Raw genomic sequence first — 24,669 nt, 5'->3', positions numbered from 1 at the left:
CAAGCTCACAAATCAGTGTTTCCTGTTGTGTAAAATGGGTATTTAACAATTAACTCAAGAATTATGCCGTTAGGCTAAAATTGCTCGCTGGATTTACTTATGTATCTGTAGGTTTCTTCATTTGAGTTGTCAGTGAGTAGTTCAATATTATATTTGTGAAATATACCCTCCATTTCCATTCCGGGAGTGCCAATAGGCATGGCTGGTACACTTAAGCCTGTAATGTGCGGAGCGTGTTGCCCAGATAAAAACTGTTTTATATGTTTAGCGGGAACATGACCTTCAAATACAAATCCATCGGCTGACACGGCTGTATGGCATGAGCGCATATTAGGTTTTATTTGATACTGAGATTTAATCGACCCCATGTCATTAACGTTAATTGCTTTTGTTTGAATATTGTTTTCACTCAAATGAGCAATCCACTTATTACAACATCCACAATTTTTACTTTTATAAACGGTAAGCTCAATTTCAGGTTTTTCTGAATTTTCATAGATTATTGATGTTTTATGCTGTTTTTCGATACTCATTGCCGAAAATGACATAGTTAATGATAAAAAAAACGCTGAGGTAATGTAGATTACTCGCATTGTTAACTCCTTAATTAGACCAGTGAATATGAGTGATTTTCCAACCTTTATCGGTGTTTTTTAATGTGATTGATTCCATTCCCGTAGACTTAATATCTTTCCCTTTATACACGGCTAGCGCATTTTAATCCCAGATTCTAACAGGGTTGAGCGATAATCATCGTCTAGCCCTGCCATTTTCTTTTTTCTCGCCATACTGGCTGTTTTAGTTGTATCTTGTTTAAATAACGCCATGGCTATTTTTCTCATTACGTTAAAAACAAGGGGTCCTTGCTTCTTACGGATTCTTGATTCATCTTCCCTAAAGTTCATATCCAACATCCAATGCATACTTTCAACCTGCCAGTGGCTTCGTACCGCATTAAGTGCTTGCTCCGCACCTAACGCTAACGAACTAATATACCAACGCGTTTCTATCGTGTCTGTACCTGATGATTTATCGTGAACCTCAGCGGTTACTTGAATAACACTCTTTAAGCCAGACCATTGGTAGATTTTATCTAACCAGCTTTTATCAATAAGCAATTGCTGACAAACCCTTGTTTCAATGCGCCCATGCCCTGAGCTTATTTCGGTATGTTTATCATAGTTGCTATTGGTCAATCCTTCGCGCTCACTCTTGTGCCACCAAGCTTCTAATTCACTCTGCATACCTGAATGGTTACCTTTGAGCGCTAGGATATAATCAGCTTTTTGTTTAATTATTTGTTTCGCTATTTCTTGCTGGCAGCCCATAGCATCAAGTGTAATGATGCTATTTTCAATATCTAGCATGGTGAGTAACTCAGGTATGGCTGTGATTTCATTTGTTTTGCTATCAACGGCTGTTTGCCCTAAAACTAACTGGTGTTGGCAGCTCCATGCACTGACGGTATGTAAAGCACTTTTTCTATCTTTGGTTGTAAATGAACGACGTGCAGTTTTTCCATCCATAGCAATAATATCAGCACCCGTGGTTTCAATAAGTGAAGATATCCAAGATTGAAATGCATGCTCTATTTCATCTGATTTTAACCGACAAATGACACGGGCTATGGTGTCGTGTCTTGGAATACCCGCGTTGAAAGCGCCATATCTTTTTAACCAATCAAGTTTTAGATGCCCAAAGTCTTCAATATCCTCCCATCCTTGTGCACCGGAGATTACTGCACTAATGGCTAAAAGGAGAATATCGATAAGCTCATGCTTTTTACAGCGTTCAATGCGAGGATCGGTAATTGAATTAAAGTGTTTCAGAAAAGTAGCGCTCATATTTTACGTGACCAAGGTGATTATTATGCCTTGATCTGATCACTACATATTCTATAAGTTCAATTTATAATGATCTTGCCGTGTCCCTTTATACTTTCCTTGAGTTTTACTTCTTGAAATTGAGTAAGCTATGTCTCCATTTGTGTGAACTTGATGCTCTAGCAGTTCACTATCAACTGCACTTAAGAATTTCATATCCGCTATCATATGATGGTTCGCGTATTCATCTGCAGAACGCTCAACAATTCCGCCTTCAAAAATGACGACATCGTCGGCCAGTAATTTACGGGCACCTTTGGCATCGCCTTGTTTTAGGGATGCATGAAATAAGCTAACTGCCTTTGCAGCTTCGCTATCAACATTAACAAAGACCCAGCCTTTTTTTGTGTGCTCTTCATGGGTGTGTGCGTTCACAGCAAAAGAACTAACAGCGCTAAAAATTAGTAGCAATAAAATTTTTAAATTAGAGGATTTAATTAACATACATTTTCCTTTTTTATTAATCGTTAAATAGGCGGACCAACAAGTGTTGTCAATACACTTGTTGTAATAAGTACAAATAGGGCAATTAATATTTCAACAATGATCGAGCGTTTTAATATACTTATATGGTGTTGTTGAGTGATTTGCGGGACTAAAAAAAGCTTATGCCATGCACCTAGTAACAGCATCGCGCAGACGAGTAACAGCTTTAATAAAATTAGTTGCCCATAATTTGATGTAAACAATGCAGAAAATGACTCTAGGTACTGCAGGAGCAGAGTTAAGCCCGAAATAAGTAGTACAAATACAATAACAATAGCGAGTTGACCAAAGTAATGCATTAACCGCTTTACTTCACTGGTAGGTAGTAAAGTGCAGCTTTTGTAAAGCGGCCACAATGACCCTAACCAGCTCGCAATGGCAATAAGGTGAAAGGTTAAAATACTTTTCACTAACCCATTTTCATTTGCACTGTGCCCAGTAAAAGTGAAGCTATAAGCGATAAACCCAAGCATGATTAGTATAACGGCACCGTTTTTATAACCTGCTACGTTATCATCTGATTCCACACTCCACATACATGCGCTAATTAGAGCAATAATAAGCGCTGGTATTCTAAACGTTGCTTGGTCACCTATGACTGATTGCCAAACAATTTCAAGCATAAAGGGGTCAAACATTCCCATAAAGCCTGATTCAGCCATTGCTCCAGCTTCTATTGGTACTTGTAAAAGTGCAGCAATACTACCTGTAACTACACACGTAATTTGCCAACGTTTTAAGAACTGATAAAAGCTAATTAAGTGATGCCCTGCAACATTGCTGTTGCCACACATAAAGCGCATTAATAAAGTGCCCGCAAGCCCTGCAATTGCGATATAGCTTGCTAGTTTTAATAATAGTAAGAGTACTGACCATTCACTTAATTGCATTATGTTGCTACTTAATGATTATGTTTGCTGTGGGTATTAGATTGTTCTTGCATCATCTTATGCGATTCACTTTTGTGTACCATAAATCTAAACGTGTCGGTCATTTTATGTCCATCACCACCCAGTGCTGTCCATTTAACCGTGTAAGTCCCTTGGACTAAGCTCGGCAATGACCAACTAAAGTCTGTGCTTGGGGTAGAGCTTGGTTTGAAATCAAAGTTTATTGTTTTATTTTTTTCATCTTTGATGATGACTTTTGCTAGCCTTACTTCACCACCAAAAGTTAACGAAAATTGCTCTGGGCTTTTCATTAACATGGCTTCTTGCGCAGGTGTTGATTGCTTGAGTGATATATGCGCTGATGCGGAAAATGTAAGTACTAAACCTAAAATAGCTACTGCAGAATTAAAAAACTTCATAATTACCTCTTATTTAAAATGATTAAAACCAAAATTTAATACCCGCAACAAATGCGGTGTTGTTGCTACTTTGTCCACTTGATGTGGCATAGTCGGCGGTATTGCCAAATTTATTGCTCCATTCAACGCCAATATAGGGCGCAAACTGGCGTGTAAATTCATAACGAACCCTAAAGCCAATCGCGCTGCTTGATAGGCCACTTCCAAGTTCGTTTTGTTTATCGTTTTTGCCATAAAGTGTAATTTCGGCTCGCGGTTGTATAATTAGCTTTTGCGTGAGTAATAGTTCGTACTCTGCCTCTAACGTAAATGCGGTATTGCCTCGCTCACCTACGTATGCTGTCATATCAAGTTCAAACCAATAAGGGGCTAAACCTTGTAAGCCAAAAGCCAACCATTGCCGATTTTCACCTTCTTTATTGTAATCAAGACGAACACCTGCTTGAGTATCCCAATATGCTGATACGGCGTGACCCCATAAAATATCGGTTTGGTTTTCTTCAATACTTCCTTCGCTGAAATCACCCTCGGTTTTAATTACCAATCGATCAAAGGTAGTGCCGTACCATGCTTGTAAGTCAAATACACCTGCGTTTGCTTGCTCGTTATATTCAAGACGATCGCCTAGTAATGCATAAAATGGATGCTCATCAGCGAGTGTTAATCGTTCATTGCCCTCAAGCGCATATGGGCCTTCTGTTAAAGTTGTTCCCGCAGAGTAAGCATGGGGGTCTCTTGCATCTTTAGGTGCACTTCCTCCTTGTGGTTGCATCTTAGCGCTATTCATTTGTGCCATTTCACTTTGCGCTAATAAAGGGAAACTAATTAATGAAGCCCCAGTTAACATTAATAAACCGAATGATTTAGATAGTTTTAATTGTTTCATGATACGACTACCTCTCTAAACATACCGGCATCCATATGGAATAATAAATGGCAATGCCAAGCCCAGCGACCTACATCATGAGGGGTGGTTAAAAAGCTGATTCTTTGTGCGGGTTGAACAGGAATCGTATGACGTCGTACTTGCACATCACCTTGCTCGTTTTCTAAATCACTCCACATACCATGCAAATGCATAGGGTGTGTCATCATGGTATCGTTTTGTAAAATAACTCTTAAACGTTGGTTATGCTTCATATGCACTGGCGTGCTTTTACCAAATTCTAAGCCATCAAATGACCAGCTATAACGCTCCATGTTTCCGGTTAAATGCAGCTCAATTTCAGCTTCTGGCTGTTGCTGGTTAGTGATCCCTTCAAGTGAGTGTAAATCTGCAAGTGTTAAAACACGACGACCATTTTTACGTAAACCAATACCAGGATCATCAAGATTTGTTCTAGGCATATCAACGCGCATATCAACTGAAGCTCCATACTCCGTTTTTGCATGACGCACTTTAGAGCTGGCAACCGCTAATGGGTTTTCAGACATACCATGTTTGCTATGATCCATTGCCATTGCACCGTGGTCCATAGCGCTATGATCCATTTCTTTAGAGTTCATACCTGACATGCCTGCCATACCAGCCATTGCAGAGTGCTCACCGCCGTGGGTCATATTGCCCATCATATCGGTCATCGTTAACCATTCAACAGGGTCAAGTGCAGGTACTGGCGCATCAATATTAGGCGAGCTTGATAAAGTTCCTTTTGCGTAACCAGAGCGATCCATACTTTGAGCAAAAATCGTATAGGCATCATTTTTAGGCTCAACAATTACGTCGTAGGTTTCACCAGGGCCGAATCTAAATTCATCAACTGTCACTGGTTCAACGTTTTGCCCATCTGCTTGTACAACCGTTAGTTTTAACTCGGGGATACGCACGTCAAAAAAGCTATTACTAGAGCCATTAATAAACCTTAACCTAAGCTTTTCACCGACTTTAAATAATCCACGCCAGTTTGCCATTGGAGTACTACCGTTCATTAAAAAAGTCATTGCTGATGCAGATAAATCAGCTAAATCTGTAGGATTCATTCGCATCTGATTCCACATTTTTCGGCGCTGTAGAGCATTTGAAATACTGCTGCTTGAAACGTCATCGAAAAACTCTGGGACAGTGGGTTGATTGAAGTTAAATACATCACTCTGTACTTTTAATTTACGGAACAGCGCCATTGGGTCATCATCAGTCCAATCAGATAATTGAATAACATGCTCGTTATCTGCACTAATAATATCGTTTTCTCGCGGTTCAATAATTAATGCACCGTACATGCCTGTCATTTCTTGAAAGCCACTATGTGAGTGATACCAATATGTACCGCTTTGTTGCAGTTTAAATTTATAAACAAAGGTTTCGCCCGGCATAATGCCTTTAAAGCTGATACCTGGTACGCCATCCATTTGATACGGTAAAATAATGCCATGCCAATGAATTGAACTCGGTACTGATAACTTATTTGTTACTCTAATAGTAACGTCATCGCCTTCTTTGAGGCGCAAGGTAGGAGCGGGTATAGATCCATTGATAGTTGTCGCCATACGTACTACGCCAGTAAAGTTAACCGGCGATTCATCTATAACCAGATCAATTACTTCGCCGCTAAGTTCGGGTACAGTGCCTGTTATTGTTCCTGCTACTAAAGATGATGCAGCATGTAATACACTCGGAAAAGCAGCAAGTACACCTCCTGCAATTAAGCCTTGAACAAATCGTCTTCGTGGTGTGCTAACCTGTTGTGATGACTTTTTAAACCCCATTTCCTTACTCCTTCATAGCAGAATATGTATTGAGTATAGAAAATAGACCTGTCTTCAACATGACGCGAACATTACAAAGTTGTAATCTTGGTGTCATGTTGCTGTAGTGACAGATACTGCATAATATTTGCAGAGGTAGTTGTTAGGACTTTAATGAAGGAATTGTATGCGCTTATTAGTTGTTGAAGATGAAGCAAAAACGGGAGATTATTTAAAACAGGGACTAAGTGAAGCTGGTTTTCAGGTTTCTTTGGCGCGCAATGGTCTTGACGGCCATCACCTAGCAATGACCGAATTATTTGATGTAATAATACTTGATGTCATGTTACCTGACGTATCCGGTTGGAAAATTTTACAGTCGCTACGTGAAGCAGATAACAAAACCCCAGTACTATTTTTATCTGCTCGCGATAGCATAGACGATAGAGTAAAGGGGCTCGAACTTGGTGCTGATGACTATTTAATAAAGCCTTTTGCTTTTGCTGAAGTTTTAGCAAGAGTACGCACTCTTATTCGCCGTGGTGCAGTACAAACAGTTGACGATATACTGATCGTTGCTGATTTAGAAATGGATATTCCAAAGCGAAAAATACAACGTGCAGGCAAGCGTATTTTATTGAGTAATAAAGAGTTTAGCTTACTTGAACTATTGTTACGGCGCGAAGGTGAAGTACTGCCACGTTCGTTAATTGCTTCTCAAGTATGGGATATGAATTTTGATAGCGACACCAATGTGATTGATGTTGCCATTCGTAGGCTAAGAGCAAAAGTTGATGATGACTTTACTGTTAAATTAATTCATACAGTTCGTGGTATGGGCTATAAATTAGAGGTTGAAACTGATGGCTATTAAGTCACGGCCTTTATCACTTACGATGCGTGTTGTGTTGTTTGTGGCTGTAACCGTTATTGCGTGCTTAACTTTAGTTGCCACCTTAATAAATAGTTCGATAAAACATCATTTTTTCCAGCAAGATAGTAGTGAACTGCATGTTATTAATCAATCTATTGAATTAGTTTTAACACAACACTATAAATCAAACCTGAAACTTAAAAATGAATTATCTAACGCTGTAGCGGGTCATCACGGTGTTTACTATCAGGTAAATACCGCAAAAGGAGATCTCATTTTTCAAAGCTCTGAACGAGATTTTAGTGATTTTGTAATGAGTGCTAAGGCTTCAACTGGCTTTAACCGTAACAACATTACCTCATGGCAAAATGATACCCACACCTACCGAGCTCTGGTGAGTAATTTAAGTACTGGGCAACAGCAATACAAAATTACTACAGCGATAGACATGAGCTTTCATTTACACTTTCTCAATCAATTTCAGCAAAGCCTTTGGGCCATTATGTTTGGCTCAGCGGTACTCATTTTATTGGTGGCTTGGTTTGCTATACATCAAGGATTAAACCCTTTACGAGGTTTAAGTCAGAAAATACACGATATCCAAACTAATAAAATGGATGTAAGGCTCGATGAAAATAAAGTGCCTATTGAGCTTGTTAATATGGTGCAGTCGTTTAACTCAATGCTCGACAGGCTCCAGGGTGAATTTATTCGCTTATCAAATTTTTCTAGTGATATTGCTCATGAACTACGAACTCCACTAACAAATATAATTACTCAAACACAGGTTGGATTATCTAAAAAAAGGCAGTTGGAAGAGTATCAAGAATTATTGTTTTCTAACTTAGAAGAACTTGAGCGATTAACTAAAATGGTTAGTGATATGCTTTGGCTCGCAAAAACTCAAAATGGGCTAATTAAACCCGTTCAAAACACTCTAAAAAGCCATGATGAAATTGAAGTGTTATTTGAGTATTTTGACGCATTGGCTGAAGACTCATTGATTGCATTTAATAAAAAAGGTCAAAACCTTTGTTTTTATTGTGACAAATTACACTTTCGCCAATTATTATCAAACTTACTATCCAATGCAATTAGATACGCCCCAAAAGGCTCATCAATCACTGTAAACAGTGAAATGACCACCGCTGAAAAAATATGCATTTCAGTGATTAATACAGGGGAGAGAATACCTTCTGAGCATTTACCTTATTTATTTGACCGCTTTTATCGACCTGATAAGTCGCGGCAACGACACAGCGACGGAGCAGGTTTAGGGCTTGCAATAGTTAAAGCTCTAGCGCAAGCAAACGGTGGAGATATAGAGGTCAGTTCAAATAATCAAACTACCAGCTTTAAAGTTTATTTAAATTTAGTTAAAAGCTAATTATTAAAATCGATTAACTCAATGTTTGCTTGTAGCTCTTTGGCGAAGTTCAGCTAAGTGCTGTGAGTTCAACCACTCAAAGCTGCCTATCTTCTTTTAATTTCCAATTCACAGGTGTCCGGCATTTTTCAAGTTAGTTGTTGCCTTAAGTTTCAAACTTTTTGTTCGCTTAAGCATAAATCAAAACTCTTTAATTCTTGGTGCGGTCTTTTGCTGCCAATATGTTAGCCAGTAGGCGACTAGTAAACTAGCAATTGAAAATAAAAGCATAAATATAGCTTTAAGGGTGCTATCTCTTGTCGAATCATAAATTAATATAGGTATTGCAATGAAAGGGAGTGAACCTGCTATAGCTCGATAAAAACCTACTAGATTAAAACCAACTTGATATGAAAGTGCATGTAATCTGTATTTAAACGTTCTAGTAGAATCGGATAAAGACAAGCTGTATTTAGAAATAGCCCAAACAACACTATGCAAAATAGTCAGTAGAAGAAAGTAGTATATTAGATAGTCAGGGGGAGTAATCCCTTCGAAAAAGCTAACTAGGCCTTCTACACCTGAAAATTGTAGTACTAAAAGACAGGGTATTGAGCCAAACACAATTGCACAAATAATTTCATCAAATAATAAGTGTGAAGTGGTTTTTCTTTTTTGATTGATGTGCATAACATTCTCTAATGTACTTTTAGATTAAAATTACAATTTGAAAAACATGGAGACAAGTTAAATGTGTTTATTTTTTAAAATAATGATAAAGACGGTTTAGAAGGGTGCCATTAGCTGTCTTCCTATATATCCCCCCCTTTTATACCTTAAAATTATAAAATAATTTAAGGCAAGTATCGTGCGATAAATGTGCGACATATATTTAAAAATACTAATTTAATTGTGCGATAAAGAAGAGAGTTTAATTTATAACGAGTTGAAATAAAGAGGAATTAATTGGTCGGTATGGAGAGATTCGAACTCTCGACCCCTGCCACCCCATGACAGTGCGCTACCAAGCTGCGCTACATACCGACGTTGCAAGCAATAGTACGTATATTTTTTCAAAAATCAATAAGCTTTTGTTTATTTGAACATTTATTAAACGTACTGAGTGAAATAAAAAATTTTAGATGGGTTTTTAGTTATTTATCCAGTCATTGATCGATTTATACATGGTATCTCGTAGTATAGGTTGAGCAGTTTTGTTAGGGTGTATGTTGTCGTTTTGCATTAGGCTTTTATCAGATGCGATATCAAGCACAAAAAACGGCATTAAATGGCTGTTGGTTTCATCAGCAATGGTGGCGAAACTTGCGGTAAATTGTCCGGTATAACGTGGCCCGTAGTTAGGCGGAATGTGTATTTCCATAATCGCCACTTTGGCATCAGCTTGTTTGCTCTTGCTTACTAAACTGGCTAGATTTTCTTTCAGTCGTTTAATAGGGAAGCCACGTAGGCCGTCGTTACCACCAAGCTCAATAAGTACATGGCTAGGTTGAAATTCATTGAGCAGGCTATCTAACCGGCGCAGTGCACCACCGGTGGTTTCACCACTGATACTGGCGTTGATCAGTTGTACTGGTGCTTGCTCAGTATCGTATTTATCTTGTAACAATTTAACCCAGCCTTGTTCTTGTTTTAAACCGTAGGCGGCACTTAAACTGTCTCCTAAAATTAAAATTGTGTTGTCAGCTGCCGCACTAAGTGGTTTGATTACTAATAGTAAAACGAATATAAAACGTAGGATTGAATTCATCATATGTCAGCGCTATCTCAATTAAATATCATTCAGGTTAAAGGTCTTTCAAAAACGGTTACTACCCTTGAAGGGGATTTGCCCATCCTCAGCGACATCACCTTTAATGTCAAGTCTGGGGACTCAGTGGCTGTGGTTGGCACGTCTGGTTCTGGTAAGTCAACTTTACTAAGTTTACTAGCAGGGTTGGACCAATCGACTCAAGGCTCAATTTATTTAGATGGTGAGCCACTGCATGAACTTGATGAAGAAGCCCGAGCAGCACTCAGAGCCGCCAAAGTCGGTTTTGTATTTCAATCCTTTATGTTGGTACAAAGTTTAACGGCACTTGAAAATGTGATGCTACCTGCCGAGCTTGCTGGTGAATCAAATGCCAAGCAGCAGGCACTTGAACTACTAGAAAAAGTTGGTTTGAGTCATCGTGTTGAGCATTACCCATCGCAGCTCTCTGGCGGTGAGCAACAACGTGTTGCCATTGCCCGCGCATTTATTGGCACGCCCAAAATATTATTCGCGGATGAGCCATCTGCTAACCTTGATAGCAAAAACGGTAAGTTAATAGAATCACTGTTATTTGACCTTAATAAGCTGCACGGCACTACATTAGTACTAGTGACGCACGATGAAGCACTGGCTGCGAAATGTCAGCACGTTTTGCAAATTGAAGCGGGGCAATTAGTTAAAAATACCAATGAGGCTGTGGCGAATGTGGGCTAAATTAGCATTAAAATTATTTAGCCGTGAGTTTCGCCGTGGTGAACTTACGGTGATCTGTGCGGCAATATCGCTTGCGGTATTAACGGTTTTAACACTTTCTATGGTAACGGATCGTATAGGGCAAAGCATCGCGCAAAAAAGCAGTGCCTTTATTGCCGCGGATCGCGTGCTGGCAAGTAACCATGAATTACCAGATGAGTATTTAACAAAAGCAAGCGAATACAACTTAGAAACCGCACAGCTCACTTACTTTGATACTATGCTGTTTGCTAATGACGAAATGCAATTGAGTTCAGTTAAAGCGGTATCGGATCATTACCCACTTAAGGGCGAATTAAAAGTTAAAAGTAGCTTAACCGGTGAGGTTGAAGTTGCCACGCAGGGGCCATCGGTTGGTAATGTGTGGTTTAGTGAATCGGTATTTTATGCATTAAATGTCAAAGTGGGTGATACGGTTGAACTCGGTGCTGCGCAATTTCATATCGAAAAAGTACTGGTTGAAGAGCCAGATGCACCATTTAATATTTTTTCGAGTAGTCGCCGTGTACTTTTAAATAACCAAGATGTAGCAAAAACCGAAGTTATTCAACCTGGCAGCCGTGTTTTTTACCGTCAATTGTATGCTGGTGATGAGAGCGAGATCAGCGATTTTTATGCGTGGCTAAAACCTCAAATGAAAGAAAATCAGCAGTGGTATGGCGTAAAAGACCGACAATCGCCGATAGCTAATAGTTTAAACCGTGCCGAAAGCTTTTTATTACTGGCTGGTTTATTGGGGATTATTTTAGCTGCCGTGGCAATTGCTGTCTCTGCTAAACGCTATTGTGAACGCCAGTATGATCCCGTTGCGATGATGAAAACGTTAGGTGGCAGCCGCGCAATGATCCGTAAAATTTACTTACTGCATTTATCATTGGTATGTGGTTTATCGGTGATCCTAGGCTTAGCCATTGGTTACGGTTTACAAGAAATTGCCACTGGCTATTTGGCAAAATCAATGAATAACACTTTGCCTGCTGCGGGTTTAAAACCGTGGTTTGTAGCGATCTGCACCGGTGTGATTTGTGCGGTGATGTTTTCAATCAAGCCGTTATTAGATTTATTTGATATTCCGCCACTTAGAGTATTACGCCGTAATTTGGGCGATAAGCTGTTGGTGAGTAAAGTGCATTTAGGCATGTCGGCTGTGACGGTATTTTTACTCATGTGGTTATTTAGTAATAACTTAAAAATCACCGCTATTTTATTTGTTTCAACGCTGGTTTTAATTGCCATACTATTTTTGCTATCACGAATCATCTTTGGTGGCGGGCGTAAGTTAGGGCTGCGCCCTGGTAGCAGTTGGTCGCTTGCGATTGCCTCTATTCAAAAACGGGCTAATGCTAATGCGGTGCAGTTGATCAGCTTTTCACTTGCTATAAAATTGTTGTTATTTTTAGTGGTACTTAAAAACGATATGATCGCTGATTGGCAATCGCAATTACCAAGTGATGCGCCAAATGCCTTTTTGGTGAATATTACAGAAACTGAATTACCCGATGTTAATGCGTTTTTAGAACAAAAGAATATTCAAGTGTCTGATTTTTATCCGACAGTTCGTGGTCGTGTCAATGCGGTAAACGGTGAGCTGGTTGCCCGTGAAGTGTCGTTGCAAGATAATGAAAAGAAAGACGAAGAAGCCCGCTCTGGTATTGGTCGTGAGCTGAACCTTACTTGGCTTGAGCAAGCGCCTGCACAAAATGAGATCATTGCTGGCGAGTGGTTTGGCGATAATGCGACCGCTGAAGCGTCAGTGGAAGAGTCAATGCTCGAACGCTTAGATGTAAAACTGGGCGATACCTTGACCTTTTTAATTGGTGCGCAATCGTTTGATGCCAAAATTACCAGTGTTCGTAAAGTGAATTGGGCAACTTTAAAACCTAACTTCTTTATTATTTTAAGCCCTGATGTTTTAGCTGATTTTCCGGCGACTTATATTTCATCGGTACGAATTAATGATGAGCAAAAACGCGACTTTAGCCAGTTATTACGCAGTTACCCAACCATTAATGCCATAGATGTTGAGAGCTTTGTAAAACAAATTCGCTCGACTATTTCGCAAGTGTCATTAGCTATTGGCTTTGTACTAGCGATAGTGGTGATGTGTGGTGGCTTAGTATTGATTTCCCAAGTGCAAGCAAGCTTGGGCGAGCGGATGCAAGAAATTGTGATATTGCGTACTTTAGGTGCCAAAGGGCGATTAATAAAAAATGCGACCTTGTATGAATTTTTATTGCTTGGCAGCGCTGCGGGTTTTGTTGCTGCGCTGGTCAGCGATGTGGCGTTATTAATAGTGCAACGTGAGATGTTTGACTTAGCAGGTAAGCTGCACCCACATATTTGGCTGATTGGGCCAATTGTCGGTGGCGTGTTTGTGGCATCACTCGGTTACTTTATGATAGCCAGAACCATGCGCAAAAATACCCAAGGATTGCTGCGCTCTTTAGCGTAAAATTCTAATAATTAACTAAGCCCGTTGTTACGGGCTTTTTTATGCTAATAATGCACTGGTAATTTATACAGTGCTCTGGCATTATTACTGCAATTAACTATTTACACTGATTGGGCAAGTATTGGCTATTATTTTAGGGATTGATCCTGGCTCACGATTAACGGGTTATGGGGTGATTACCCATCAAGGGGCTAAATTTACTTATTTAGGCAGTGGCTGTATTAAATTAGCCGATCACGAGTTTCCTATTCGATTAAAAATGATTTACCAAGGGATCAGTCAACTAATCGAACAATTCTCTCCCGATCATTTTGCCATTGAAAAAGTGTTTATGGCGCATAATCCCGATTCAGCATTAAAACTAGGCCAAGCCCGTGGCGCGGCAATTGTTGGTGCGGCAATGGCAGATATTCCTGTTTTTGAATATTCCGCCCGGCAAATAAAACAAGCTGTAGTTGGCAACGGTGGCGCAGATAAAACACAAGTACAGCACATGGTTAAAAATATTTTAAAATTACCGGGCACACCACAGGCGGATGCTGCCGATGCACTCGCAATTGCAATATGCCATGCGCATTCAGATCAAAATTTAATAAAACTAGCGGGCAGTGCCAGTAAAACCGTTAGAGGACGATTAAGGAAATAACATGATAGGTCGCTTAAATGGCATTTTAGTCGAAAAACAACCGCCTGAAATCTTGCTTGAAGTAAGTGGGGTTGGCTATGAAGTAAATATGCCAATGACCTGCTTTTATGATTTGCCAAATATTGGTGAACAGGCCATTGTATATACGCACTTTGTGGTAAGAGAAGACGCACAGTTATTGTTTGGTTTTAATAATAAAACTGAACGGGCATTATTTAGAGAATTACTCAAAGCCAATGGTGTAGGGCCTAAACTCGGATTAGCTATCTTATCTGGGATGTCGGCTAAGCAATTTGTTAGCTGCGTTAATAATGAAGATGCCACCAGTTTAGTTAAACTACCGGGAGTGGGTAAAAAAACCGCTGAGCGTTTAGTGCTAGAAATGAAAGACCGATTAAAAGATTGGGGTAATGACTTATTCACACCATTTAGTGATAATGCCGTTATTGAGCCTGCCTCAGACGCATTGATCGCAAATAATGCTGCGGACGATGCTGTCTCTGCGTTGGTGTCGTTAGGTTATAAATTGGCGCAAGCACAAAAAACAGTAAAATCAGTGGCCAAGCCTGATATGTCTACAGAGGTTCTTATAAAAGAATCTTTAAAATCAATGTTGTGAGTAAACCATGATTGAAGCGGATCGTTTAATTGATGCGACGGAGCAAAGTAATGAAGATGTTGTTGATCGTGCGATTAGACCAAAACTATTAGCCGATTACACCGGTCAGCCCCATGTTAAACAACAGATGGAAATATTTATAGAAGCGGCGCGCACCCGCGGTGAAGCACTTGATCATCTATTAATATTTGGCCCGCCGGGTTTGGGTAAAACCACATTAGCCAATATTGTCGCGAACGAGCTAAATGTAAGTATCAAGACCACATCAGGTCCAGTGCTTGAAAAAGCAGGGGACTTAGCGGCACTGCTAACTAACCTTGAAGAAGGTGATGTACTGTTTATTGACGAAATACACAGGTTAAGCCCGCAAGTAGAAGAAATCTTATATCCAGCAATGGAAGATTACCAACTCGATTTAATGATTGGAGAAGGCCCCGCTGCGCGTTCGATTAAGCTCGATTTACCGGCTTTTACGCTAATTGGGGCAACCACCCGCGCAGGGTCATTAACGTCACCACTTAGAGATCGTTTTGGTATTGTGCAGCGTTTAGAGTTTTACTCTGTTGCTGATCTGTCAACCATAGTAGGGCGCTCAGCGCATTATTTAAATTTACAAATGTGTGATGATGGCGCCGTTGAAATAGCTAAACGCTCTCGTGGTACTCCACGTATTGCAAATCGCTTATTGCGCCGAGTGCGAGATTATACGCAAGTTAAATCAGATGGTACTGTTAATGCCGAAGTGGCAGAGCTGGCACTTAACATGATTGATGTAGATAAAAGCGGTTTTGATTACATGGACCGTAAATACTTGCTTGCAATCATAGAAAAATTTATGGGTGGCCCGGTTGGTTTAGATAATCTTGCAGCTGCTATTGGTGAAGAAAAAGAAACGATTGAAGATGTGATTGAGCCTTATTTAATTCAACAAGGCTTTATCCAGCGTACTCCTCGCGGGCGTATTGTCTCTGATAACGCCTACCATCACTTTGGTTTGTTACCCAAACAACAATAAAGTATATTTTTTTGCAGCTATATACTCAAATATGGCTGCAAATTATCCTCTGCAAATAACTCAACAGTTCTTTTTTAACCACTTAGCGCCTATCTACCTAAGCGTTTAGCTATTATAATTCACATGCTGTTAAGTTTGTAAACGATATTGTATGCCCCATATCGCGGTGCTTTACTTTATTTTTAGGCAAAAAAAAGCCCGCATAAGAATGCGGGCAAACAACAAGTTGAAGGAAGTAATCCAGGGAACACAGCTTAAATTCTTCGAGTTTTATCAAGAGGACTTTAAGCTTAGCAATACGAAAAATCAGAATCATATTGCAAAGAACTGGGCTTAATGAAGTATTCATTACTGCGCTAGCTCGGTATGGGGGAATAATACGCAATTGTTGTTTTTTGTTCAAACTAGAAAAATTTAATTTTCAGATTAAAAAAACTAATAGCTAGGCTTTTATGATTGTATTTTTTTTGTTCATAAAATTCACAACAAGTTATTAGTTTGTTGAATTTATGAAATTTTATTTGTGTGGTTGGTTTTTAAACAGATTAGTTAAACTGTCCTGTCTGTAGTTTAAAATGTTGCTTTTGCTTGGTTATGCATTGATTGTGAATAAACAAGGTGTTTTACATGGTTTTTGTTTATAAATACGCACTGGGCGATAATGTTGACATAAGCCGCTATGAATAGAGATTTAAGTGTCTTGGTTTTTTAGCTTAACAAAAAAGCTGCAGACCTGCTTTTCAACGTTTTTTGTTGCTAATTCACAGCAATAGCGTTGTCAGCAAGGATCTGAATCGATACACTAGTTGCAACTTTTGGCCAACCCTTTGGTCAGATACCTAGCGTAAAAAGAAATGGTATTTTTACAAGAAATCTTATTAGGAGTTTAATGTGGGTTCAGGGCTTAATTTTTTAGATTTAATTCTAGAAGCAAGTTTTCTTGTGCAGTTGGTAATGCTGGCGCTGGTAGCTATGTCAGTTATGTCATGGGCAATTATTTTTCAACGTAAGAAAGCGATTTCTGAGGCGTTAACAAATGCTAAGCGCTTTGAACAAAAATTTTGGTCTGGTATTGATTTAAGTAAACTTTACAACGAAATTTCATCACGCAGTGGTAACTCAAGCGGTATAGAAGCATTATTTATTGCTGGCTTTAAAGAATTTGCCCGTCATAAAAAAACGTCGTTTCAAAGTGCGAGTATTGTTATGGAAGGTACACATCGTTCAATGCGTGTGGCTTTATCTCGTGAAATTGAAAAACTAGAATCGAGTTTATCGTTTTTAGCAACCGTTGGCTCTATTAGTCCTTATATCGGCTTATTTGGTACTGTTTGGGGGATCATGAACGCCTTTATAGCGCTTGGTGAAGTAAAACAAGCTACATTACAGATGGTTGCACCTGGTATCGCAGAAGCCTTGATTGCAACAGCAATGGGTCTATTTGCAGCAATTCCAGCGGTAATCGCCTATAACCGTTTTGCTAATAAAGTTGAAAAGCTGGAATCACACTACATTAACTTTATGGAAGAGTTTGCAAATATTTTACACCGTCAAGCAGCTACACAAATAGAGGCAAAAGCGAATGTATCAGCGTAAGAAACGTCGTCCTGTTGCAGAGATTAACGTAGTTCCTTATATAGATGTAATGTTGGTATTGTTGATCATCTTTATGGCGACAGCGCCGTTGATCACACATGGTGTTAAAGTTGATTTACCAAAAATGGAAGAATCAGATTTAGTTGATACAAAAGATACGCCGCCAATTATTGCTTCTATCGACGCACAAGGTAAGTACTATGTCAGTATTGGTACTGATCCTGAAGAGCCAATCGAAGCATTAGATGTTGCAGCTGTGATCAAATTGCAACTAATGAAAAACCCAGAAACCCCAGTGATGATCAAAGGTTCAGGCAAAGTATCGTACCAAGAAGTATTGTTACTGATGGACTTTTTGAAAAATGCGGGTGTGCCTTCGGTGGGATTAATGACTGAATCATTTGAAGGAAGTAAAGGTTAATATGCGTGCTTCAATAATAAAATCAGTGTTGTTGCACCTTGCGATTATTGGCGTGTTGGTTGGTACAGCAAATTTTCACACATCTTCGCCAACAGTGATGGAAGTGACGTTAAATACTGCCATGCCAGAGGCAGAAAATGCGGTTTCAGCGGTGACTGTTGACCAAAAAATGGTTGAACAAAAAATTGCTGAGTTAAAACGTAAAGAAGATGACAAAAAACGTGCTGAAGATAAACGTATTCGGGATTTAGAGCGTCGTGCGTCAGATGCACGTAAACAACGTGAAGCAGAAGACCGCCGCATTAAAAAGCTAGAGCAAGAGCGTCGCGCGAAAGAGAAAGAAACAGCACAAGCCCAAGCACAGGCTAAAAAAGCCCGTGAAATTGAACAAAAAGAACGTGAAAAAGCACAGCAAGCTGAAAAGCAAAAAGAGCAAGCAGAACTCGCTGCTAAAGCTGCGGCTGAAAAACGTAAAGCGGAAGAAGAGGCTTTAAAGAAAGCTGCAGACGAGCGCAAACGTGAAGAATTAGCCGCTAAAAAGCGTGCAGAAGCCGCGGAAGAAGCGCGTCAAAAAGCATTGCAAGAACAAATGCTGCAAGAGCAGCTAGCTTCAGAGCAAGCTGCACGCAATAAAGTTCGCCAACAGCAGGTAGGCACTGAGGTTGATAAATACAAAGCATTAATAATGGCGCGTATTCAGCAAAATTTATTAATTGATGAAAAAATGAAAAATCAACAATGTCGTGTCAATATACGTCTAGGTTTTAATGGCTTGGTAACGCAGGTGCAATCTTTAGGCGGAGATAAGTTAGTATGTGAAGCGGCACTTAGAGCGGTTCGTATGGCTGATACACTGCCGGTTTCTAAAGATAAAGATGTGTTTGAGCAATTAAAAAATATTAACTTAACAATTAAGCCACAATTTTAAAGGAATGGTATGTTCAACAAGTTGAAAACAGTTTGTTTAATTTTCGTTTTAGGCTTTACCAGTGTTGCTAATGCAGCACTTGAAATAGTCATAACCGAAGGCATTGATGGCGCGCGACCAATTGCGATCGTGCCATTTAAATATAAAGGTGTGGGGCCAATCCCACAAAAGCTTAGTGATGTGATTGCAGCAGATTTAATGCGCAGCGGTAAATTCAAACCAATCGGCGTTAATGAAATGCCGCAGTTACCTAGCAAAGATGCAGACGTAGACTATGCTGCATGGGTAAATAAAGGCGTTGAAGCTATTTTAGTGGGTGAAGTTGAGCAGCAAACTGATGGCCGTTACTTAGTTCGTTATGAGTTGGTTGATGTTATTCGCGGTCAAATCACTGGTGGTGAAACGCAAATGATGAGCAACGGTAAACTAATTAAAAACCAAGATCATATCCAAGAAGCGCGCGAAAGTGTGATCAGTGATACTGGTTTTAGACGATATGCACATCGCATCAGTGATGTTATTTATGAAAAACTCACCGGTGAACGTGGCGCATTTTTAACTAAAATTGCTTATGTAATAGTGCGTGATGATGAACCAAAGCCTTATCAGCTAGTAGTCGCTGATTACGATGGGTTTAATGAACAGGTTTTATTGCGTTCACAAGAACCACTTATGTCACCAGCATGGTCACCAGATGGAACTAAGCTTGCGTATGTGACCTTTGAAAATCGTCAAAGCCAAATTTATATCCAAGACTTATATACTGGTAAGCGTGAGCTTATCACTAGCCATCAGGGTATTAATGGCGCGCCACAATTTTCGCCAGACGGTAAAAAATTATTGTTAGTATTGTCAAAAGACAGAAACGGTGCAACAGAAGTGTATATGCTAGACTTAGCAACACGTAAGGAAACTCGTTTAACTAACCACCGTAGTATAGATACTGAGCCGTCATGGCATCCGAATGGTCAGGATATCGTGTTTACCTCTGAAAGGGGTGGTAATGCTCAGATTTATAAGTTAAATTTACAAACAGGTAGGTCACAACGCATGACCTTTGATGGTGATATGAATCTTGCAGGTTCAATTACCCCTGACGGCAAAGAATTAGTGATGGTTAACCGTACCAACGGGCAGTACCATCTCGCTAAGAAAGAGCTGGCTACAGGCGCATTCCAAGTATTAACACGAACGCGCCTAGATGAATCACCGAGCATAGCGCCAAACGGCTCGATGATCATTTATAGCACGCTTCATAATAATAAGCAGGTACTAGCGCTAGTATCAATGGACGGTCGCTTTAAAGCACGGTTACCTGTGCTAAATGGACAAGTAAAGGCACCCGCGTGGTCGCCTTATTTACAGTAATATTTGCTGGTTTACTCAATATAGGAATCTACTAAATGCAACTTAATAAAATACTTAAAGGCCTGCTAATTGCTGTGCCAGTTATGACACTAGCAGCTTGTAGCTCATCTTCGGATATCGATGAAGGTGCAGCAAATCAATCAAATCAAGCAACTGTTGAGCAAACAACAGATAATGATGCAGTTGAAGTTACAACATTAACACCAGAGCAACAAGCACAAGAAGAGCTTCGTCAGAAGTACGACGAATTGCGTCAAGAGCAAGTTATTTACTTTGGTTTTGACGCTGCGGTTATTCAAGGTCAGTACGGCGAATTACTTCGTGCACACGCTGAGTTTTTAGTTAAAAACCCATCAGTTAAAGTATTAATTGAAGGTCATGCCGATGAGCGTGGCACACCTGAGTACAATATTGCACTGGGTGAGCACCGTGGCCAAGCAGTTGAAAAATACCTACAAAGCTTAGGTGTTTCAGCAAGCCAAATGTCAGTAGTGAGCTATGGTGAAGAGAAGCCAATGGTTAAATCACGCACTGAATCTGCTTTCGCTAAAAACCGCCGTGCGGTACTAGTTTACTAAGATTAGAGACATTATGAAGCCGAAAATTATTTTGGCAGCCATGATATTGAGCGGGAGCACCCAAATTTGGGCTGCTCCCGCTCCTGTTTCAGAAGCTGCGAGTTCACAATCAAGTATCGAAAAACGCCTTGCTGCCCTTGAGAGCATGATGCAGTCGCGCAACTTACTGCAAGTTGAGTTACAGCAACAGTTAAATAGGCTGCAAGATGAAGTGAGTCAAGTTCGCGGGATCACCGAAGAACAAACCTACAAACTCGAAAAAGTGCTACAACGTCAGCGCGAGCTTTATCAAGAAATTGAAAATCGCGTTAGCCAAGCTTATTCGCAGCCTAGTGCATCAAGCGCTGCTCAGTATGCTGAGCCTGTTGCACAACAAGCTATTAGTTCAGACTTGTCTGAGAATGAAGCTTACGAGCGCGCAGTGGCATTAATAATGAAAGACAAGCGCTATGATCAGGCCATTCCAGAGTTTCAAACGTTCTTAACCACGTATCCAAACTCTGTGTATGCATCGAACGCTCATTATTGGTTGGGGCAATTGCTAACGATTAAAAATGACCCCGTGAAAGCGTCGGATCACTTTAAAGTTGTGGTAAATGAATTTCCAAATTCAAATAAGCGCCCTGATGCAATGTTAAAACTGGGTACCTTGTTACAAGAACAAGGTTTAGCTGAACAAGCGTTAAAAACCTTTAATGATTTGATCAATCAATACCCAAGTACAACTGCTGCAAAATTGGCCACTGATCGCATTGCAAAAATGTAGAATCAGCTTGATTAGACTGCTTTTTGTCATAAGCGGTCTAAAATTGGTCAACTAGACATAAAAACTTAAAAAAAGAGACATTTTCTGTTGCACTCATTTTTTAAATAAGTATTATAAGCGCCCGCAGCAAACGAATGGTTCAACCACTCAAATTGCGGCAAAAAGAGCGGGTCATTAGCTCAGTTGGTAGAGCAGTGGACTTTTAATCCATTGGTCGATGGTTCAAGTCCATCATGACCCACCATTCTTTATTTGGCTTTATGTTAACAATTGAATGGTCTTTTATCGACGGATTTACGTAAGTACTTAGGTACACCAGAGCGGGTCATTAGCTCAGTTGGTAGAGCAGTGGACTTTTAATCCATTGGTCGATGGTTCAAGTCCATCATGACCCACCATTCTTTATCAAGTAATGAATGGTTTCAATCGGCGGATTTACGCAACGCTTTTATAAGCACCAGAGCGGGTCATTAGCTCAGTTGGTAGAGCAGTGGACTTTTAATCCATTGGTCGATGGTTCAAGTCCATCATGACCCACCATTCTTTATTCAAGTAATGAATGGTTTCAATCGGCGGATTTACGCAGCTTTCATAAGCACCAGAGCGGGTCATTAGCTCAGTTGGTAGAGCAGTGGACTTTTAATCCATTGGTCGATGGTTCAAGTCCATCATGACCCACCATTCTTTATTCAAGTAATAACGAATGGTTTAATCGGCGGATTTACGCAGCGTGTTGTAAGCACCAGAGCGGGTCATTAGCTCAGTTGGTAGAGCAGTGGACTTTTAATCCATTGGTCGATGGTTCAAGTCCATCATGACCCACCATTCTTTATTCGAGTAATGAATGGTTTCAATCGGCGGATTTACGCAACGCTTTTATAAGCACTAGAGCGGGTCATTAGCTCAGTTGGTAGAGCAGTGGACTTTTAATCCATTGGTCGATGGTTCAAGTCCATCATGACCCACCATTCTTTATTCGAGTAATGAATGGTTTCAATCGGCGGATTTACGCAACGCTTTTATAAGCACTAGAGCGGGTCATTAGCTCAGTTGGTAGAGCAGTGGACTTTTAATCCATTGGTCGATGGTTCAAGTCCATCATGACCCACCATTCTTTATTCGAGTAATGAATGGTTTCAATCGGCGGATTTACGCAACGCTTTTATAAGCACTAGAGCGGGTCATTAGCTCAGTTGGTAGAGCAGTGGACTTTTAATCCATTGGTCGATGGTTCAAGTCCATCATGACCCACCATTCTTTATTCAAGTAATAACGAATGGTTTAATCGGCGGATTTACGCAGCTTTCATAAGCACCAGAGCGGGTCATTAGCTCAGTTGGTAGAGCAGTGGACTTTTAATCCATTGGTCGATGGTTCAAGTCCATCATGACCCACCATTTTGGTATCTTTGCATTAGATTAAATCTAACCGTTTGTTTTGTTAAACCTTACTCTCCTGATATTCGAAATTCTCACTCTTCATAGTCAATTAGCTAATAGCTAAAATATAAATACGTTAATCAAATTGGTAATGTATCAATCGTGTTAAGTGACTAACGCAGCTAACGCTTTATTTAGCCCGCTAGGATGGTTTAATATTTAAGTCGATTGGTATTTATGCACACTACTGTTATTTAGTTTTATATTCTCGTATAATTCGCCCCATAATTGCACTGTAGATTAAGTGGTCGAGAAATGAGTTTAGCTCAAACTATTATGCCTGAAGGTTATATCTTTCCTCCTAAACCAGCTCCATTGAATAATGATGAGCAAGCGCAATACAAAGCACGTATCAAACAATTATTGATTGATAAAAATGCCGTATTGGTTGCCCATTATTACACTGATCCTGAAATTCAAGCGCTTGCTGAAGAAACAGGCGGCTGCGTTGCCGACTCGTTAGAAATGGCACGCTTTGGCGCAAAGCACGATGCTGACATGATCATTGTCGCGGGCGTACGTTTTATGGGTGAAACAGCTAAAATATTAACCCCGAACAAAACCGTGGTTATGCCAACGCTTGAAGCAACCTGTTCGCTTGATATTGGTTGCCCAATTGAAGAGTTCTCAGCATTTTGTGATCAGCACCCTGATCGTAAAGTGGTTGTGTATGCCAATACCTCGACTGCTGTTAAAGCACGCGCAGATTGGATCGTAACCTCATCGTGTGCGCTTGAGATTGTTGAGCATCTTGATGAAATGGGCGAAAAAATCATTTGGGGCCCAGACAAACACTTAGGTGCCTATATTCAAAAGAATACCGGCGCCGACATGATCATGTGGAATGGCGCATGTATCGTGCATGACGAGTTTAAAACCAAAGCGTTAAAAGACATGAAAGCGCTGTATCCAGATGCGGGCGTATTAGTACACCCAGAATCACCAGCAGAGATTGTTGCGTTAGCGGATGCGGTAGGGTCAACTAGTCAATTGATCAAAGCAGCGCAAACAATGGCTAATCAAAAGTTTATTGTTGCCACCGATCGCGGCATTTTTTATAAAATGCAGCAGCTTTGTCCTGATAAAGAATTTGTTGCCGCACCAACTGCAGGTGAAGGCGCAACGTGTAAGAGTTGCGCGCACTGCCCGTGGATGGCAATGAACGGCCTCAAAGCGATTGAGGAAGCGTTATTAGATGCAACTGGCAAGGAAGTGTTTGTAGATATGGACCTTCGTGAAGGCGCACTCAAGTCGCTTAATCGTATGCTCGATTTCTCAGCGTCACTACAACGCTAAACTAAGTTATAAAGATAAGGCCGCTGATACTGCTATCAGCGGCCTTTTTTGTTTGTTTACTAGGCAGTTAACAGGCAAAAGGGAAAAACACCTTGCACCACAGGGCGTGATTTCATACTATTACGCCGCGTTATACATTAACGCCTGCGGTGAGGTGGCTGAGTGGCTGAAGGCGCACGCCTGGAAAGTGTGTTTAGGTTAATCCCTAACGAGGGTTCGAATCCCTCCCTCACCGCCATTATTTAATATTAAGACGTCTCATGACGTCTTTTTTTGTGCCTTCAGTAAAGTTAAATCAATATGTTAGCGTCTTTTCGGGTCCTATGGCATCCCATCCAAGCGCAGAGTTTTAGTATACCTTCTGGTATCCCAGCTAAAATGTGCCATACTCAGGTATACTATAAATAGTTAAAGTGTG

The 24,669-nt window shown here is 40.2% G+C and carries 23 protein-coding genes, 11 tRNA genes and 1 pseudogene; 24 read left to right on the top strand and 11 right to left on the bottom strand.

What is annotated here, in order from left to right:
• Positions 1–74 precede the first annotated feature (74 nt).
• The 8 genes and pseudogenes from NDQ71_RS03925 to NDQ71_RS03890 form a co-directional block, all read right to left on the bottom strand.
• On the bottom strand, positions 75–593 hold the full coding sequence (locus NDQ71_RS03925) for a DUF411 domain-containing protein (protein ID WP_024591412.1): 519 nt from the start codon (positions 591–593) through the stop codon (positions 75–77).
• Positions 594–603: 10 nt separating this feature from the next.
• Positions 604–702 (bottom strand): annotated as a pseudogene (locus tag NDQ71_RS03920) (DUF4440 domain-containing protein); the annotation flags it as partial.
• Between the two features lie 5 nt (positions 703–707).
• Positions 708–1,844 carry an ISAs1 family transposase gene (locus NDQ71_RS03915; protein ID WP_024602346.1) on the bottom strand — a complete coding sequence of 379 codons (1,137 nt, stop codon included), beginning with the start codon at positions 1,842–1,844 and terminating at the stop codon, positions 708–710.
• A 51-nt stretch (positions 1,845–1,895) separates the two neighbouring features.
• Positions 1,896–2,327: a nuclear transport factor 2 family protein gene (locus NDQ71_RS03910; protein ID WP_301562292.1), complete on the bottom strand. Its 432-nt coding sequence runs from the start codon at positions 2,325–2,327 to the stop codon at positions 1,896–1,898.
• A gap of 23 nt (positions 2,328–2,350) precedes the next feature.
• A complete protein-coding gene (locus tag NDQ71_RS03905; RefSeq protein ID WP_301562291.1) occupies positions 2,351–3,259 on the bottom strand; it encodes a copper resistance D family protein in 909 nt (302 codons plus the stop codon).
• A gap of 11 nt (positions 3,260–3,270) precedes the next feature.
• Complete coding sequence (locus tag NDQ71_RS03900; RefSeq protein WP_301562290.1) at positions 3,271–3,678, bottom strand: copper resistance CopC family protein; 408 nt, start codon at positions 3,676–3,678, stop codon at positions 3,271–3,273.
• Between the two features lie 22 nt (positions 3,679–3,700).
• Positions 3,701–4,564 carry a copper resistance protein B gene (locus tag NDQ71_RS03895; protein ID WP_165744864.1) on the bottom strand — a complete coding sequence of 288 codons (864 nt, stop codon included), beginning with the start codon at positions 4,562–4,564 and terminating at the stop codon, positions 3,701–3,703.
• Entirely contained in the window at positions 4,561–6,384 is a 1,824-nt protein-coding gene (locus NDQ71_RS03890; protein ID WP_301562289.1) for a copper resistance system multicopper oxidase, read from the bottom strand. Before NDQ71_RS03890 ends, NDQ71_RS03895 begins: the two co-directional genes overlap by 4 nt.
• Positions 6,385–6,550: 166 nt before the next feature.
• Here NDQ71_RS03890 and NDQ71_RS03885 point away from each other — a divergent pair, with 166 nt between their 5' ends.
• Entirely contained in the window at positions 6,551–7,237 is a 687-nt protein-coding gene (locus NDQ71_RS03885) for a heavy metal response regulator transcription factor (RefSeq protein WP_002963239.1), read from the top strand.
• The gene (locus tag NDQ71_RS03880) at positions 7,227–8,624 is read left to right on the top strand and encodes a heavy metal sensor histidine kinase (RefSeq protein ID WP_024594350.1); all 1,398 of its coding nucleotides are present in this window, start codon (positions 7,227–7,229) and stop codon (positions 8,622–8,624) included. Before NDQ71_RS03885 ends, NDQ71_RS03880 begins: the two co-directional genes overlap by 11 nt.
• 180 nt (positions 8,625–8,804) lie before the next feature.
• Here the strand turns inward: NDQ71_RS03880 and NDQ71_RS03875 are convergent, their stop codons facing one another.
• From NDQ71_RS03875 to NDQ71_RS03865, 3 genes are all read right to left on the bottom strand, one after another.
• Entirely contained in the window at positions 8,805–9,293 is a 489-nt protein-coding gene (locus NDQ71_RS03875) for a hypothetical protein (protein ID WP_024594351.1), read from the bottom strand.
• A 277-nt stretch (positions 9,294–9,570) separates the two neighbouring features.
• A tRNA-Pro gene (locus NDQ71_RS03870) sits at positions 9,571–9,647 on the bottom strand.
• 106 nt (positions 9,648–9,753) lie between these two features.
• The gene (locus NDQ71_RS03865; RefSeq protein WP_301562288.1) at positions 9,754–10,374 is read right to left on the bottom strand and encodes an arylesterase; all 621 of its coding nucleotides are present in this window, start codon (positions 10,372–10,374) and stop codon (positions 9,754–9,756) included.
• Here NDQ71_RS03865 and NDQ71_RS03860 point away from each other — a divergent pair, their 5' ends adjacent.
• The 22 genes from NDQ71_RS03860 (at position 10,375) to NDQ71_RS03755 (ending at position 24,489) form a co-directional block, all read left to right on the top strand.
• A complete protein-coding gene (locus NDQ71_RS03860) occupies positions 10,375–11,088 on the top strand; it encodes an ABC transporter ATP-binding protein (protein ID WP_192540505.1) in 714 nt (237 codons plus the stop codon). It begins immediately after the preceding gene.
• Positions 11,078–13,579: an ABC transporter permease gene (locus NDQ71_RS03855; protein WP_301562287.1), complete on the top strand. Its 2,502-nt coding sequence runs from the start codon at positions 11,078–11,080 to the stop codon at positions 13,577–13,579. The genes NDQ71_RS03860 and NDQ71_RS03855 overlap by 11 nt, the downstream gene beginning before the upstream one ends.
• Positions 13,580–13,700: 121 nt before the next feature.
• Entirely contained in the window at positions 13,701–14,225 is a 525-nt protein-coding gene (gene ruvC, locus NDQ71_RS03850) for a crossover junction endodeoxyribonuclease RuvC (RefSeq protein ID WP_064666947.1), read from the top strand.
• 1 nt (position 14,226) lies between these two features.
• Positions 14,227–14,844, top strand: a complete 618-nt coding sequence (gene ruvA, locus NDQ71_RS03845) for a Holliday junction branch migration protein RuvA (protein ID WP_064666946.1) — start codon at positions 14,227–14,229, stop codon at positions 14,842–14,844.
• A 7-nt stretch (positions 14,845–14,851) separates the two neighbouring features.
• Complete coding sequence (ruvB, locus tag NDQ71_RS03840) at positions 14,852–15,859, top strand: Holliday junction branch migration DNA helicase RuvB (RefSeq protein WP_192540507.1); 1,008 nt, start codon at positions 14,852–14,854, stop codon at positions 15,857–15,859.
• An 891-nt stretch (positions 15,860–16,750) separates the two neighbouring features.
• On the top strand, positions 16,751–17,455 hold the full coding sequence (tolQ, locus tag NDQ71_RS03835; RefSeq protein WP_064666943.1) for a protein TolQ: 705 nt from the start codon (positions 16,751–16,753) through the stop codon (positions 17,453–17,455).
• Complete coding sequence (tolR, locus tag NDQ71_RS03830) at positions 17,442–17,876, top strand: protein TolR (protein WP_192540508.1); 435 nt, start codon at positions 17,442–17,444, stop codon at positions 17,874–17,876. The genes tolQ and tolR overlap by 14 nt, the downstream gene beginning before the upstream one ends.
• A gap of 1 nt (position 17,877) precedes the next feature.
• Entirely contained in the window at positions 17,878–18,804 is a 927-nt protein-coding gene (gene tolA / locus NDQ71_RS03825) for a cell envelope integrity protein TolA (protein ID WP_192540509.1), read from the top strand.
• Positions 18,805–18,813: 9 nt separating this feature from the next.
• Complete coding sequence (gene tolB, locus NDQ71_RS03820; RefSeq protein WP_192540510.1) at positions 18,814–20,172, top strand: Tol-Pal system beta propeller repeat protein TolB; 1,359 nt, start codon at positions 18,814–18,816, stop codon at positions 20,170–20,172.
• 35 nt (positions 20,173–20,207) lie between these two features.
• Positions 20,208–20,750, top strand: a complete 543-nt coding sequence (pal, locus tag NDQ71_RS03815) for a peptidoglycan-associated lipoprotein Pal (RefSeq protein WP_192540511.1) — start codon at positions 20,208–20,210, stop codon at positions 20,748–20,750.
• A gap of 13 nt (positions 20,751–20,763) precedes the next feature.
• On the top strand, positions 20,764–21,516 hold the full coding sequence (ybgF, locus tag NDQ71_RS03810) for a tol-pal system protein YbgF (protein ID WP_064666938.1): 753 nt from the start codon (positions 20,764–20,766) through the stop codon (positions 21,514–21,516).
• A gap of 168 nt (positions 21,517–21,684) precedes the next feature.
• Positions 21,685–21,760 (top strand) — tRNA-Lys (locus NDQ71_RS03805).
• A gap of 78 nt (positions 21,761–21,838) precedes the next feature.
• A tRNA-Lys gene (locus NDQ71_RS03800) sits at positions 21,839–21,914 on the top strand.
• Positions 21,915–21,980: 66 nt separating this feature from the next.
• Positions 21,981–22,056, top strand: a tRNA-Lys gene (locus NDQ71_RS03795).
• A gap of 65 nt (positions 22,057–22,121) precedes the next feature.
• Positions 22,122–22,197 (top strand) — tRNA-Lys (locus NDQ71_RS03790).
• Positions 22,198–22,265: 68 nt separating this feature from the next.
• Positions 22,266–22,341 (top strand) — tRNA-Lys (locus tag NDQ71_RS03785).
• A 67-nt stretch (positions 22,342–22,408) separates the two neighbouring features.
• Positions 22,409–22,484, top strand: a tRNA-Lys gene (locus tag NDQ71_RS03780).
• A gap of 67 nt (positions 22,485–22,551) precedes the next feature.
• A tRNA-Lys gene (locus NDQ71_RS03775) sits at positions 22,552–22,627 on the top strand.
• Positions 22,628–22,694: 67 nt separating this feature from the next.
• Positions 22,695–22,770 (top strand) — tRNA-Lys (locus NDQ71_RS03770).
• A 67-nt stretch (positions 22,771–22,837) separates the two neighbouring features.
• Positions 22,838–22,913 (top strand) — tRNA-Lys (locus NDQ71_RS03765).
• Positions 22,914–23,210: 297 nt separating this feature from the next.
• Positions 23,211–24,251, top strand: coding sequence for a quinolinate synthase NadA (gene nadA, locus NDQ71_RS03760; protein ID WP_064666937.1), 1,041 nt, complete (start codon positions 23,211–23,213; stop codon positions 24,249–24,251).
• A gap of 148 nt (positions 24,252–24,399) precedes the next feature.
• Positions 24,400–24,489: transfer RNA gene (locus NDQ71_RS03755), tRNA-Ser, on the top strand.
• Positions 24,490–24,669: the final 180 nt, after the last annotated feature.

Source organism: Pseudoalteromonas sp. KG3 (assembly GCF_030436385.1).
GTDB classification, from domain to species: Bacteria; Pseudomonadota; Gammaproteobacteria; order Enterobacterales; family Alteromonadaceae; genus Pseudoalteromonas; species Pseudoalteromonas prydzensis.
This window is presented reverse-complemented; position numbering and strand designations above follow the sequence as displayed.